We start from the raw sequence: 13,627 nt of genomic DNA on the forward strand, positions 1-13,627 counted from the left end.
TATCATAGCGCCTCTTTCACCCGAGCTGGGTGCTTTAGCTAAATTAGGTAAGATAAGAATGAACGTAGTTCAAGGTAATATCGAAGCGAAAAATGCCAAAGTGGCGATTGTTGTATCGCGTTTCAACTCTTTTGTTGTTGAAAGCCTGCTTGAAGGTGCATTAGACACACTTAAGCGTTTTGGTCAGGTACAAGATGACAACATCACTATTGTACGTGTACCAGGCGCAGTAGAACTTCCACTTGCTGCACGCCGTGTGGCTGCTAGCGGTAAGTTTGACGGAATTATCTCTCTAGGTGCGGTTATCCGCGGTGGCACTCCACACTTTGATATGGTGGCTGGCGAGTGTAACAAAGGCCTAGCTCAAGTGGCACTTGAATACGATATTCCAGTTTCATTTGGCGTATTAACAACTGATACCATCGAGCAAGCGATTGAGCGCTCTGGTACTAAAGCTGGTAACAAGGGCGGTGAAGCTGCACTTGGCATGCTAGAAATGGTTAATGTGCTGCAAGATCTAGAACAACAGTTGGTATAGTAGGAAATTTAATGAAGCCTTCAGAGCGCCGTAAGGCACGTCGTTTAGCTGTTCAAGCTATTTATTCATGGCAGCTTAGCCAAAACAATGTTGCTGATGTTGAACATGAGTTTTTAACTGAACAAAAGACAGATGGCGTTGACCTTGCTTACTTCCGTGAGTTACTGGCGGGCGTAGCGTCTAAAACTGCACAAATCGATGAGCGTCTTGTACCTCACCTAGACCGTGACTTTGATGACGTTTCTCCAGTAGAGAAGGCTATTGTTCGCCTAGCTGCGTATGAACTAACCTACCGTGATGATGTGCCATTTAAAGTGGCAATTAACGAGGCAATTGAGCTAGCGAAAGCATTTGGTGCTGATGATAGCCACAAGTTCGTTAACGGATTGCTGGATAAGTTAGTCAAGCAAAAGTAACACTGAAAACGGTATCTTCGGATGCCGTTTTTCATTTGTTGCTTGCTAGGCGTATTCAAGGTGCAAACAAGGTAGCGCGTAAGCGCAAACAACCACTGTGAAAGAATTCCAATTAATTGAACATTACTTTCGTGACCATGGTTTAAACAGGCGAGATGTTGAGCTTGGTATTGGTGACGATTGCGCTATCGTGTTACCTGCTGAAGGTAAATCGCTGGCGATCTCATGCGATACTTTAGTCGAGAATGTTCATTTCTTGTCTGAAATACCAGCCAGTGCTCTTGGCTATAAATCTCTAGCAGTAAACTTATCAGACCTTGCTTCCATGGGGGCCGAGCCTGCCTGGATGACGCTTGCGTTAACCATGCCTGAAGTTAATGAAGAATGGCTGACTCAGTTTAGTCAGGGGTTATTTGAAGCTGCTGAGTACTATGGTGTATCGCTGGTGGGTGGTGATACTACTCGCGGTCCATTGTCGATTACAGTGACAATTCATGGTCAAGTACCGCACGGTAAAGCGCTTACTCGCGCTGGTGCAAACAATGGCGACTGGATTTATGTTACAGGCACCCTAGGCGACTCGGCATTAGGTTTAGATATCTTGCTTGGTAAGCAGGAGGTTAGCTCTGATTACAAAGGCTACTTGATTAACCGTCATTACAATCCAACACCTCGCGTACTTGCAGGTCAAGCGCTGCGCTCATTAGCATCCAGTGCAATTGACCTGTCTGACGGCTTAATCTCAGATATTCAGCATATTTTAAAGGCCTCAAATGTAGGCGCGATTATTGATGTCGATGCCATTCCTTTATCAACTTCCATGCTTGAGAGTGTCGATAAAGAAAAGGCGTTAAGCTATGCATTAACCGGCGGTGAAGATTACGAGTTACTATTTACTGTACCTGAGGCTCAGCGCGGCGCCATTGATACCGCTTTACTTCATGCCGGGGTTAAGTTTGTCAAAATTGGTCAAATCTGCCCGGGTGATAAGCTTAAGTTGGTACAAGATGGCCAGCCTTACCAGATTGAACAAAACGGCTTTGAACACTTTTAATGAAATTTCTATCTCAAGACCCTGCAGTTAAGCGTTTATCGCTTGCTAACCCAATTCACTTTTTAGCGCTAGGCTTTGGTAGCGGTTTAGCTGCTAAAGCGCCCGGCACTTTCGGTACTTTGGCTGCTATCCCACTATATCTGTTAATGGCGCCACTTAGCTTACCTATTTATCTTACGTTAACCTTAGTGAGCATCGTCGCTGGTATTTATATCTGTGATAAAGCCGCTAAAGATATGCAGGTGCACGATCATGGGGCGATTGTATGGGATGAAGTGGCAGGTTTACTAATCACCTTTATCGCGGCGCCAGCGGGCTGGATATGGCTGCTAGTAGGCTTTGGTCTATTTCGCTTTTTCGACATTATCAAGCCGTGGCCAATTAAGTGGTTAGATGCCAAGGTTGATGGTGGCTTTGGTATTATGATTGATGACGTGTTGGCTGGAGTATTTGCACTGATTTGCTTGCAAGGGTTAGCTTACTTTTTCGCTTAAGCTAATACCGCTGCTCTATTAAGTCGCATCGATAAAACTAATGGGCATTAAGTGGATACTTAATGCCTTTTTAATACCTTGTTTATGCTAGGAACAGGTCTTAGCCATTGATTAAATAACCATTCTAATGGTCATCTGTTTAAGGGCGCTAACTATCTGATAGCCAACCTGTTAACCGTCTGGTATCTAAACCCTTTTATGTAAACACCCTCCTTATAAGTGTTTATCTTCAAAGGGCTAATCTACAAAGAGCCTATCTTGCCGATATTTACTCTCACGGTGTTTAGCTTAGACGCATGTATTAAGCTGTGCAGCTTGTGCGCCAATCTATATCAACGATAGATATTACTGCAGCAGCTCTTTAGCATTGGCAAGCGTGTTTTCTGTGATGATATCGCCACCTAACAGTCGTGCTAGCTCGTTAACCCTTTGGTCTTTATTGAGCGGCGTCATCATGGTTTCGGTTTTGCCGCCTTTATTGAATTTATTAACGTACATGTGCTGATGGCCATTGCCAGCTACTTGCGGCAGATGGGTCACACAAAATACTTGAGTAGACTCGCCTAGTGAGCGTAGCATTTTGCCGACTACCGCTGCAGTTGGGCCTGAGATACCCACATCAACTTCGTCGAAAATAAGTGTCGGTGTAGAGACTTTTTTTGCGGTAATAACCTGAATGCCCAAGCCTATACGTGAAAGCTCACCTCCTGATGCCACTTTGGCTATAGGTTGCAGTGGTTGTCCTGGGTTAGTGGTTACCGTGAATTCAACTTTATCTGAGCCCATTGCGCTCATAGCGTCCTCGTTAAAGTCGACATCAATACAGAACTTGCCTTTAGGCATATTTAGCTCCTGAATTGATTGGGTCACTAGCTTGTTTAGCTCTTTCGCGTAGCGAGTGCGGCTTTGACTCAGTTTTTTCGCATGTTGCTGGTAAGCCTCTCGGCTTTGTGCAAGTTGCTGCTTAATTTCATCTAACTTGGTTTCATCACTGCTGAGATCCTCAAGCTCAATTTTTAAAGCTTGGTGATGCTTAGCAAGTTCATCGGCTGACACTTGATGTTTACGTGCCAGTTGCATAGCCATGGACAGGCGGTTTTCCAGGTACTCAAAATGCTGCGGGTCGAGTTCAATATTGCTAACGTAAGACTCAATTTCACTGGCGCTTTCTTGAACTTGAATAAGTGCTTGATTGAGCATTTCACTTACTTGAGCTAACTCAGGGTCAAACTCGCTGAGTCTGTCGGCAAGGCTGATGCTTTGGTATAACAGTGAGCCAATGTTTGCTTCTTCATTGTCGCTTAATAGCGATAAGGTGTGCTGACAGCTCTCAATCAATTCACTGCCGTTAGCAAGCTTTTTATGTTCTTGTTCTATCTCAATAAATTCAGTCGCGCCCAGGTTAAATTCATCAAGCTCTTCGACTTGATACTGCAGTAGCTGCTTACGCGCAAGGCGCTCGTGTTGAGCTTGTTCAAGCTGCTTTAATTCCTGCTCAATTTGGCGACTTCTTTGATAGCTGTTGCTTACAGCGTCAAGCAACATTTTATGGTTAGCATAGGCATCGAGCAGGGTAAGTTGGTGCTCGCTTTTTAGCATCGCATGGTGGGCGTGTTGACCATGAATGCCAACTAATAATTGCCCTAGAGACTTTAGCTGAGTAACAGGTACAGGGTTGCCGTTAATGTAGGCGCGAGAGCGACCTTCAGCGCTGATAGTACGGCGTAAAATACAGTCGTCATCTAAGTCGAGATCGTTATCTTCTAGCCAACGCTTTGCCAAAGGCACATCATCTAAAGTAAAGCGGGCGCTTACTTCAGCTTTGCTTGCTCCTGCGCGCACAGAGTTAGTGTCGACTCGGTTACCTAGGCACAAGCCAAGGGCGTCAATCGCAATCGACTTACCTGCACCGGTTTCGCCAGTAATACTGGTCATGCCCGCTTTAAAATCCAATTCTAAAAAGCGCACAATAGCAAAGTTGTTAATGTTTAGCTGGCAAAGCATCTTGTTGTCCTATTTTTACTCAACCACTGTATTGATAAACAGTATATACTGATTTTTTATACAGTAAAGGCGGTTGCTGAAAAAATGTGTCCTTGTATGCTTATATAACTTGTTAATACTGTTAAGCTGTTGAATTTTATTTAGATAAAAATAAAGCTCGCGACCGCGAGCTTTGAAATGAGTTATTAAAACGGCTATTAATACAGTAATTAAGCTTTACTGCTAATACCGAGGTTTGAGGCGTCGGCCTCAATGATGTCTTTGCGCAAACCTTTAATGAACTCGGCATTGAGAGGCTCTAGCTCAATGATATCAAGCAGCATACCTTGCAATTGCTTTTCTTGCTCCATCATAGGGTGGGCAAATACATAGTCGTCGAGTTGCTTGTGAGTTAGGTTTTGTCCTTCAAGCTCTTGCTCGCTCATGGCTTCAATGTAGTGCGCAACCGTGCTTGAAGAAAGCTTGCTGATGTTAACAATATCTTCTTCAGCTTGGGCGTTGATCGCACTGAGTAAAGTTGAAACCGCAACCGCGGCATCTAGAGCAGGATAGACGCCATAAACGTCAAAATCTGCCGGCTCTGGCATGATTTCTTCAAGGCGTTGTAAGTGTACATCAAGGTTAAACTTGAGTTTTTTGTCGTACTGACTTTGCCACAGTAATTCAAGCGCTGTGCTAAGTACTTGTGGTTTACCAAATTCACACACTTCGCTAAACAGTTGGTAGTTAGGAAGCATACGTTGGCATAAAGCGATAGCAAAAATTTGTTTTTGCGGCAGGCTAAGGGCTTTAAGACGTTTAAAAAAACCTGTCTTGTTAGTCATTGGGGATTTCCACCGATAATTGATCTATGACTTGCTGTGCTGCAGATTCTACCTTAGTTAACTCGTCAAGTAACTCTAGTATTTCTGGTTCAATGTCATTAATCGGGGTTTTCTGCTTTAACGCCGATTCAATCTCCTGACACAGCTTTTGCGTTCGCGGTACGCCGCTATAGCAGCTTGCGCCGTGAAGTTTATGTACGGCTTGCAGTAATTGCTCAGACTGGTGTTCGGCAAACGACTGCTCAATATTGTTCATGGTTTCAGGGATCGACTCCATCAACATTTTAAGCATGTCGAATGCAAGATCTGGCTTCTGGTTAGCTTGCGATAAACATAGTTCCCAATTGAGAGTGTGCACATCAAAGTGGGTAAATTGCGGCGCGGCGACCCACTTGTTGATGACGGTTTTGAGGGACTCTTCATCAATAGGTTTAGGTAAGAAACCGTCCATGCCGCTTTGTAAAATATTCTCACGCTCCTCAGCAACCGCGTGTGCAGTAACTGCAATAATCGGCGTGTGACGATTAAGTGAGTTGTCACGAATAATGGTTGTGGCTTTTAAGCCATCCATCCCAGGCATTTGAATATCCATAAAGATGATATCAAAGACTTGATTGCGGGATGCTTGCACCGCATCTTCCCCGCTTTTGACTGTGGTCACGTTGGTGACTAACTCATTTAATAGCGTGTCGATAAGCTTTAGGTTGGCAAGGTTATCATCTACTGCCAGTACGTTAACATTGGCTTTCTCTTGTACTTTAACCGGTGTTTTGGTGATTTGCTGTAGCGGTTTAGGCTCAGGTGGGTAAATCATATGTCGCGCAAGAGTGTAGTCGCTCACTGGCGTTTTTAGTAGAACATCGGTATTTGGCGTGAGCACTTCTTCAATTAATCTTTGATCTTGAATCTCATGCATTAATACTAGGCATTTAGTATGTTGCTTGGCTTTTTGCAGTTGTTTGGTGAAGTCTTCATCTGTTTTGAAGCCTTTACAGCTGACAATAATATAGTCGAAGAACACCTTGTCATTGTCTAAAGTTGACTCAAAGTGATCCAGCTGCCCTACACTAGTAAGTGACATTTGCCATGACTCAAAGCGGCGGTTCAGGGTATCGCGGCTTAATGAGCGAGGCTCAAACACCAATACATTTTTGTGGTGCAGCGCATCCATAGGTAGAACTTCACCAATTTGGAATTGGCTAATGCCTAATGGCAGGATAAACCAGAAGTTTGAGCCTTGATTAGGACTAGAGGTAAAACCGATTTGCCCGCCCATTTGGTTGATTAGGCGCTTGGTAATCACTAGACCAAGACCTGTGCCCCCAAAGCGGCGGCTAATCGACGAGTCAGCCTGACCAAATGCCTGGAATAAGTAATCTTGTTGGCTTTCATCAATACCTATGCCGGTATCAATAATCTCACAGCGTAAGGTGGCAGTCTCATCACTTAAGGTCACTAAGTGGATTTTGATATTAACGCTGCCTTCGTCAGTGAACTTAATCGCATTGCCGACCAAATTAGTGATAATTTGGCTGATCCGCATCGCATCACCTGTAACACTTTCTGGAACATTTGAGTCAATATCGACAACCAGCTCTAGGCCTTTTTCTTGTGCACTTACTGCGATAATGCCTAGGGTCTCAGCGATGGTTTCTCGCAGGGCAAAAGGCATTTTTTCAAGTACCATTTTACCGGCTTCAAGCTTGGAGAAATCGAGAATATCGTTGATGATCCCAAGTAGGTTAGTTGCGCTGCGTTCAATGGTTTTAATGTAATCGAGCTGACTCGAGTGCAGTGGCGTTTTAATTAACTGACGAGCAAAGCCGATGACGCCATTAAGTGGTGTGCGCAGCTCATGAGACATGTTAGCTAAGAATTCCGACTTAATTTGGCTGGCCTCAAGGGCGCGTTTTTTAGCTAAATCAAGCTCGACGTTTTGGATCTCGATTTGCTCTAATGTTTCTCGAAGATCAGATGTCGCCTGGTCAATATTTTGCTGCATCTCGTCATGGTATTCCGACAAGGAGCTTGCCATAGCGTTAATACCACGTTTCAATAAATCCAGTTCACCAATCAAATTACCTTCAAGCCGAGCACTGAGCTTACCTTCACGGATTTTAGCCACCACGCGCACCATTTCGGTAATAGGGTGGTTAACAAACTTCACTAAGCGAAAGGTAAAAAACAGGTTAAATTGTACGCCAATTAAGATAATCACAAACGCTGCGATGGCTGAGCGGTGCTGTGCAAGGAGTGCATTTTCCTTGTTCATTAAAATCGCCATATAACCAAGAAGGCGTTCGTCACGTTCGTTGTAAACTTCATTGTTAGCAGCAGGTCTTGCGGGTTCAGCAGTTTGTGTCCGAGATGTTTGGGAATCATTGGCAAGCGCAATCAACTGCGCAGTAGTGTCTGACGGCAAAGTCTGATCATACCCTTGATATTGCTCAGCGCCATCGAGTAGATCCTCGGCATCAACATTAATGGGCCTGTTATTGGGGTGTGCTCGCTCTGGCTCTGACACTATCGGAACATCGATTTGCTGAGTCTGAGATTGCGCCGCCTTTTTGGGCTTGAGTTCGGTGTTGGCTACCACAGGGACCCGGATGATCATGGTATCCCCTATGGTTTCATGCTCGCTTTGTGTTAGTTGTGCAACAGGGTTGCGGTAGCGCATGGTCTCAAAATCTTTGTGGTAATGAGAGGTAACAAACAGTTGGTTATTGGTATCAAATAACGCAATAGAGTGTATCAGAGAGGCATTGCGAACCTGAGATGCAGATAATAGGCGTTTGGTGGATTCTCTGTCGTTGCTGACAATACCAAATTCGCTGGCAATGGCTAAGGGCTCAGCAATACTCAGCCCTTTAGCAATTAACGTGTCTTCTAATTCGTAGAAACGATTAATTGTAAAATAGCTACCAAGTAAAATACCAACCACAATGGTGGGGGCTAACGCGAGTACCAGTACCCAAGATCGCAAACTGAATTTGGTTACACTGTTAGCTGTTTCCATGGTATCCAAAGCTGTCCTATTTGATATAATTTCGCTAGCACTTAGACTGCCAGATTTTGAGCAGTGTTGACTAGTTTTTTATTGCCAACTTGAGGCCGAAATGGCGCAATTTTACAAACCAAAAGCCAATAAATCCAAACAATTATCAAGCAAGCTGACTTTAGATGTAACCCAGCTTGACCATTTAGGTGCCGGCGTAGCCGAGCATAATGGCAAAGTGGTTTTTATTCCTGGCGCCCTGTCAGGCGAGACTGTAAGCGCTCAATTTGTCGAGCAAAAAAAGAATTTCGCCAAAGCCAAGCTGTTAAAAGTCATGCAACCTAGTGATGACAGAATCAAACCTTTTTGTCGTCACTACCAGCAGTGTGGCGGCTGTGACATGCAACATTTACAGCATAATCAGCAAATTGCCCATAAGCGAACTAGCTTGGTGAATTTAATTAAAAAGTTGTCGCCGATTAAGCAAGTTGATGACGCTGTACTCGTGGGTGATATTACGAGCGAGCCGGTGCATTATCGCCGCCGCGCGCGCTTAGCCACGTTATTTAATAAACAGGCGAACGAACTCAAGCTAGGTTTTCGTTCCCCTGGCTCTAACAAGATTGTTGCCATTGACGAATGTCAGGTGCTAGCAAAGCCGTTATCAGAATTGATTGTGCCGTTTGCAAAAGCACTTAATCAATTAAAAGCTAAAACGAGTTTAGGGCATTTGGAGCTAACACAATCTGAAGATGAAGTGCTCGCGGTACTAAGAGTTACTAAATCACTACCCAATTCAGATAAGAGGTGGCTGATTAATTTAGCTGAGAAGTTGAAAATTCGGCTATTACTCCAAGACGACCAAGGCGAGTTATTACAGCTGTTTCCTGTGCTTGAACACAAGGAACAAAATAAAGACCAAGCCGTTGCCTTACCTTATTACTTGCTCGCAGATGATCGCATTCGCTGCTCGTTTACGCCTGGTAATTTCGTGCAGGTCAACGCGCAGGTGAATAAAGCAATGGTCGAGCAGGCTATTGATTGGCTAGCCCCACAAGCAGGAGAGCGAATACTAGATTTATTCTGCGGCGTGGGAAATTTCAGTTTGCCGCTGGCGCTTAAGCAAGCTGAAGTTATCGGTGTTGAAGGTGTTCCTGAAATGGTCGAGCAAGCCAGTACGAATGCTAAGGTTAATGGCTTGGATAACATTAACTTTTATCACGCCGATTTAAGCAGTGACTTAAATGAGCAACCATGGCTTGGAAAAATCGATAAATTACTGTTAGATCCTGCGCGGGCTGGTGCTTATGAGTGCCTAGAAAACCTTGAGCAAATGCAGCCTAAAAGCATTGTTTACGTGTCTTGCAATCCAGCAAGTCTCGCCCGTGATATCGAAGTTTTAGTTAAGTATGGTTATCAATTAACCCGACTGGCTAATATCGACATGTTCCCGCAAACTCATCATATCGAGGCGATGGCGCTATTTGAGCTTGAAACGTGATAAAAGTTAGGTTTTTGCGGGCAAAGCGTTAAACAAGTGTTTTGCTTTATTTAGTATTTGATGGAATAAGATTACAATGCAGGGCGACTATTGGGATTTAGCAGTAATTAGATGAATTAACTGGTTATTTTTAAGTCATAGCAATAGGTTAATACCAGTTAGGATAAATAAGTGATCAGAGATTGCGCTGGAAAAATCGCTTAGAACAAGGCAGAAATTACAACTAGCTAGTTGTTCTACCTACAAAATTTTTAATGAAGTTATAAGCGATTTTGGCCAGTTAGGATGATCATATACTTGTTCTGATTGGTATAAGTTGTCGGAAGCTAGAAGAAGTTAAGGAAATTGACATGGTATCGGTTCGTGAAGCGCATTTTAATACCCAGCCCTTCCACCTGGAAGAATGGGTAGCACGATATATTGAAGACAAGCAAGATGCCAAATGTTTACTGGAGCTTATTGGCGAGCTAGAAGCCCTGCCAGTAGACAATTCAATTGCCCATACTCAATTGCTTGCTCGCGCCCGCGAGATGATTGAAATTCTTGCGCCGCTTAATATGGACATTGAAACCCTGCAAGCAGCAGTGCTGTTTGTGGTGTTAGATGCCGGCATTATCAACCTTGAAAAGATTGAAGACACCTATGGCAAGTCACTAGCCAAGCTCGTTTCTAGCGTAATCACCATGGACGCCATTGGCGCACTAAAAGTTGATGGCCATTCAGTGCGTACTGGCGAGCCGCAGGTCGACAATATTCGTAAAATGCTACTTGCCATGGTCGAAGACGTGCGTGCGGTTGTAGTGAAACTGGCTGAGCGTATTTGTTTGCTGCGGGCAGTTAAAACCGCCGATGAAGAAACCCGTGTACTGCTTGCTCGCGAAATCGCTGATGTTTATGCGCCGCTTGCTAATCGTTTAGGTATTGGTCAGCTGAAATGGGAGCTAGAAGATATCTCGTTTCGCTACCTACATCCGCAAACCTATAAAGATATTGCTAAGCAGCTAGACGGCAAGCGCCTCGACCGCGAAACCTTTATCGACAAGTTTGTGACTGACCTTCAAGCGCGATTAGACAAAGACGGCATTTTAGCTAAGGTCTATGGCCGCCCTAAGCACATCTATTCAATCTGGCGCAAAATGAAGGGCAAAGACCTTAAGTTTGATGAGCTATTTGATGTGCGCGCAGTGCGTATTGTTACCGAGCGCCTGCAAGACTGCTATGGCGCGCTCGGCGTTGTACACACGCTTTGGCATCATATTCCACGTGAGTTTGATGATTATGTAGCCAACCCAAAACCTAATGGCTATCAATCTATCCACACTGTCGTCGTTGGCCCAGAAGGCAAAACGGTTGAAATTCAAATCCGCACCGAAGAAATGCACCAAGATGCAGAGCTAGGTGTGGCGGCTCACTGGAAATACAAAGAAGGCGCAAACACAGCCAAACAAAGCAGCTACGAAGAGAAAATCAATTGGCTGCGTAAAATTCTGCAATGGCAAGAAGATGTGGCTGAAAGTGGTAACCTGGTTGACGAGGTTCGCAGCCAGGTATTTGAAGATCGCGTTTACGTGTTTACGCCAAATGGTGAAGTGGTTGATTTACCTCAAGGCTCAACTGTACTGGACTTCGCTTACTATATTCACTCACAAGTGGGTCATAGAGCGATTGGCGCTAAAGTTGATGGCCGTATTGTGCAGTTCACTTACAAGGTTGAGACTGGTGAGCGCATTGAGATCATCACCTCGAAAAATCCTAACCCGAAACGCGATTGGCTTAATCCAAACCTTGGCTATATCAAGTCGTCGCGTTCACGCTCGAAGATTCAGCATTGGTTTAAGCAGCAAGACAGAGACAAAAACATTATTGCTGGTAAAGAAATGCTCGAAGGTGAGTTATCTCGCATTGGCTTGAAGCTTAAAGATGCGCAAATAGCAGTTGAGCGATTTAACCTGTTATCTATGGATGACATGTTAGCAGCCATTGGCGGCGGTGATTTGCGTTTAAATCAGGTGGTTAACTACACTGAAACCCAAATTCGCCGAGAGCCTGAGAGCGATGAGAACCTGGTTGAAGACATTATTAAAAAGTCGCAGCCAAAACCGAAAAAGTCTGGTTCTGGTCAGGTTGAGGTTAATGGTGTTGGTAACTTAATGAGCCATATTGCCAAGTGTTGTCATCCGGTACCGGGTGATGAGATTTTTGGTTATATCACTATGGGGCGGGGCATTTCAGTCCATCGCAGCGACTGTGAGCAAGTAAAAGAGTTAATGCGCGCGCACCCTGAGCGTAGTGTCGATGTGGTTTGGGGCGAGAATTACTCAGGTGGCTACCGCATTAAGGTGCGGGTAGAAGCCAATGACCGTAGTGGTCTGCTGCGCGATGTTACTACTGTCCTCGCTGCTGAAAAGTCGAATGTGATGGCAATGAGCTCAACATCAGATGTGAAAACCCAAACCGCCACTGTTGAGTTAGAGCTTGAGCTGTATAATTTAGATGGTTTGTCTCGCATCCTTGCAAAACTGTCACAAATTGATGGAGTGTTGCAGGCAAGACGCTTGTAACTTTCGCTACTATTCTATGCGCTAGTACTCTTTGCGCTAGTACTCCTTGCGCTAGTACTCTTTTCGTTAGAATAGGGCTGGAGCGGTGCTAGAAAGGTGTTAGAGCTAAGCTAAAAGCTGACAACTATGATGCTAAATGGTGATAAATTGATTCGGGTTTATCACCATTTTTTTGTACTGAGGTTATTCGCCTCCCTTTATGCTTGAGTAACCCTATATTCATACTGCTTTACTTCCCGCGCCGCCTTATACTCACACCTTCTTTCACAAGGTTTGATACTGGTGCTAGATATGCCAAACCTAGCGTTTTTTGCTAACCGTCATAGATTAAATTGAAGTAGATTCAATTTGAAATAGGTTTAATTTAAAGCAGATTTTGAAGGTGGAACAACCATTATGGCCAATGCCAACAAGTTCAACTTAGATGTGATGCAGCCATTATTAGATATCATGGCGAAGCTTCGTGACCCCAAAACTGGTTGCCCGTGGGATAAACAGCAAACCTTTGAGACTATTGTGCCATTTACCCTCGAAGAGGCCTACGAAGTTGCCGATGCCATTGAGCAAGCAGACTTTGAATCTCTGCCAGATGAACTGGGTGATCTATTATTCCAGGTGGTGTTCTATTGTCAGCTTGGGCGTGAGCAAGGCATGTTTGACTTTGCTGACGTTGTTGAGCGCATTTGCAATAAATTGACCCGCCGTCATCCCCACGTGTTTAATTTAGAGAGCGACACGCCAGAGCAAACGGCTAATCAAGTTAAACAATCGTGGGAGCAAATTAAGCAGCAAGAGCGCAGCGCCAAACAGCAAACTTCACTACTTGATGATATTCCGCAAGCTCTGCCATCACTCAATCGCGCGGTAAAAATTCAAAAGCGCGTGTCAAAAGTAGGATTTGATTGGCCGACACTTGAGCCAGTCGTTGACAAAGTAAAAGAAGAAATCGATGAAGTCTTGCATGAGGTTAAGGTTAACGACCAACCAAAAGTCGCTGAAGAAATGGGTGATTTGCTATTTGCTGTTGCCAATATGGCAAGACATTTGGGGGTAGATCCTGAACAAGCGCTGCGCCAGGCTAATCGCAAGTTTGAAACACGATTTCGCGGCGTTGAGCTGCTTGCGGCTCAAAGTGGTAAGTGTATGTCAGCGCACACACTTGAAGAACTCGATGCCTATTGGGATAACGTGAAGTCACAGCAAGCTTGATAGAGTAAGTCTAATGTGCTCGTTTTTTGAC

General features: G+C 44.5%; 10 protein-coding genes. 7 read left to right on the forward strand and 3 right to left on the reverse strand.

The window, feature by feature from the left end; all coding sequences use genetic code 11:
* The first annotated feature begins 58 nt into the window (after positions 1–58).
* From ribE to G3R49_RS04075, 4 genes are all read left to right on the forward strand, one after another.
* Positions 59–538 carry a 6,7-dimethyl-8-ribityllumazine synthase gene (gene ribE / locus G3R49_RS04060; protein WP_167868703.1) on the forward strand — a complete coding sequence of 160 codons (480 nt, stop codon included), beginning with the start codon at positions 59–61 and terminating at the stop codon, positions 536–538.
* Between the two features lie 11 nt (positions 539–549).
* Positions 550–954: a transcription antitermination factor NusB gene (gene nusB, locus G3R49_RS04065; protein ID WP_167868704.1), complete on the forward strand. Its 405-nt coding sequence runs from the start codon at positions 550–552 to the stop codon at positions 952–954.
* A 97-nt stretch (positions 955–1,051) separates the two neighbouring features.
* Positions 1,052–2,008 carry a thiamine-phosphate kinase gene (gene thiL, locus G3R49_RS04070; RefSeq protein ID WP_167868705.1) on the forward strand — a complete coding sequence of 319 codons (957 nt, stop codon included), beginning with the start codon at positions 1,052–1,054 and terminating at the stop codon, positions 2,006–2,008.
* The gene (locus tag G3R49_RS04075; RefSeq protein WP_167868706.1) at positions 2,008–2,502 is read left to right on the forward strand and encodes a phosphatidylglycerophosphatase A; all 495 of its coding nucleotides are present in this window, start codon (positions 2,008–2,010) and stop codon (positions 2,500–2,502) included. The genes thiL and G3R49_RS04075 overlap by 1 nt, the downstream gene beginning before the upstream one ends.
* Positions 2,503–2,847: 345 nt before the next feature.
* Here the strand turns inward: G3R49_RS04075 and recN are convergent, their stop codons facing one another.
* The 3 genes from recN to barA all read right to left on the reverse strand — a co-directional run bounded on the left by recN (position 2,848) and on the right by barA (position 8,346).
* Entirely contained in the window at positions 2,848–4,506 is a 1,659-nt protein-coding gene (recN, locus tag G3R49_RS04080) for a DNA repair protein RecN (RefSeq protein ID WP_167868707.1), read from the reverse strand.
* A gap of 209 nt (positions 4,507–4,715) precedes the next feature.
* Positions 4,716–5,330 carry a YjaG family protein gene (locus tag G3R49_RS04085; RefSeq protein ID WP_167868708.1) on the reverse strand — a complete coding sequence of 205 codons (615 nt, stop codon included), beginning with the start codon at positions 5,328–5,330 and terminating at the stop codon, positions 4,716–4,718.
* Complete coding sequence (gene barA / locus G3R49_RS04090) at positions 5,323–8,346, reverse strand: two-component sensor histidine kinase BarA (RefSeq protein WP_245335231.1); 3,024 nt, start codon at positions 8,344–8,346, stop codon at positions 5,323–5,325. The genes G3R49_RS04085 and barA overlap by 8 nt, the downstream gene beginning before the upstream one ends.
* A gap of 100 nt (positions 8,347–8,446) precedes the next feature.
* Here barA and rlmD point away from each other — a divergent pair, with 100 nt between their 5' ends.
* The 3 genes from rlmD (at position 8,447) to mazG (ending at position 13,596) form a co-directional block, all read left to right on the forward strand.
* Complete coding sequence (gene rlmD, locus G3R49_RS04095) at positions 8,447–9,826, forward strand: 23S rRNA (uracil(1939)-C(5))-methyltransferase RlmD (protein ID WP_167868709.1); 1,380 nt, start codon at positions 8,447–8,449, stop codon at positions 9,824–9,826.
* A gap of 350 nt (positions 9,827–10,176) precedes the next feature.
* Positions 10,177–12,387 (forward strand): GTP diphosphokinase, encoded by a 2,211-nt coding sequence (gene relA / locus G3R49_RS04100; protein WP_130598136.1) that lies wholly within the window; start codon positions 10,177–10,179, stop codon positions 12,385–12,387.
* A 396-nt stretch (positions 12,388–12,783) separates the two neighbouring features.
* On the forward strand, positions 12,784–13,596 hold the full coding sequence (gene mazG, locus G3R49_RS04105) for a nucleoside triphosphate pyrophosphohydrolase (RefSeq protein WP_130598135.1): 813 nt from the start codon (positions 12,784–12,786) through the stop codon (positions 13,594–13,596).
* The last annotated feature ends 31 nt before the right edge of the window (positions 13,597–13,627 follow it).

Origin of the sequence: Shewanella sp. WXL01 (genome assembly GCF_012263345.1) — a bacterium.
In the GTDB taxonomy this organism is placed as follows: domain Bacteria; phylum Pseudomonadota; class Gammaproteobacteria; order Enterobacterales; family Shewanellaceae; genus Shewanella; species Shewanella maritima.

What these genes read in the sequence shown, in the direction of transcription:
- ribE (WP_167868703.1), top strand. Translation starts at nt 59, where the DNA reads ATGAACGTAGTTCAAGGTAATATCGAAGCGAAAAATGCCAAAGTGGCG.
- nusB (WP_167868704.1), top strand. Translation starts at nt 550, where the DNA reads ATGAAGCCTTCAGAGCGCCGTAAGGCACGTCGTTTAGCTGTTCAAGCT.
- G3R49_RS04075 (WP_167868706.1), top strand. Translation starts at nt 2,008, where the DNA reads ATGAAATTTCTATCTCAAGACCCTGCAGTTAAGCGTTTATCGCTTGCT.
- recN (WP_167868707.1), bottom strand. Translation starts at nt 4,506, where the DNA reads ATGCTTTGCCAGCTAAACATTAACAACTTTGCTATTGTGCGCTTTTTA.
- G3R49_RS04085 (WP_167868708.1), bottom strand. Translation starts at nt 5,330, where the DNA reads ATGACTAACAAGACAGGTTTTTTTAAACGTCTTAAAGCCCTTAGCCTG.
- barA (WP_245335231.1), bottom strand. Translation starts at nt 8,346, where the DNA reads ATGGAAACAGCTAACAGTGTAACCAAATTCAGTTTGCGATCTTGGGTA.
- rlmD (WP_167868709.1), top strand. Translation starts at nt 8,447, where the DNA reads ATGGCGCAATTTTACAAACCAAAAGCCAATAAATCCAAACAATTATCA.
- relA (WP_130598136.1), top strand. Translation starts at nt 10,177, where the DNA reads ATGGTATCGGTTCGTGAAGCGCATTTTAATACCCAGCCCTTCCACCTG.
- mazG (WP_130598135.1), top strand. Translation starts at nt 12,784, where the DNA reads ATGGCCAATGCCAACAAGTTCAACTTAGATGTGATGCAGCCATTATTA.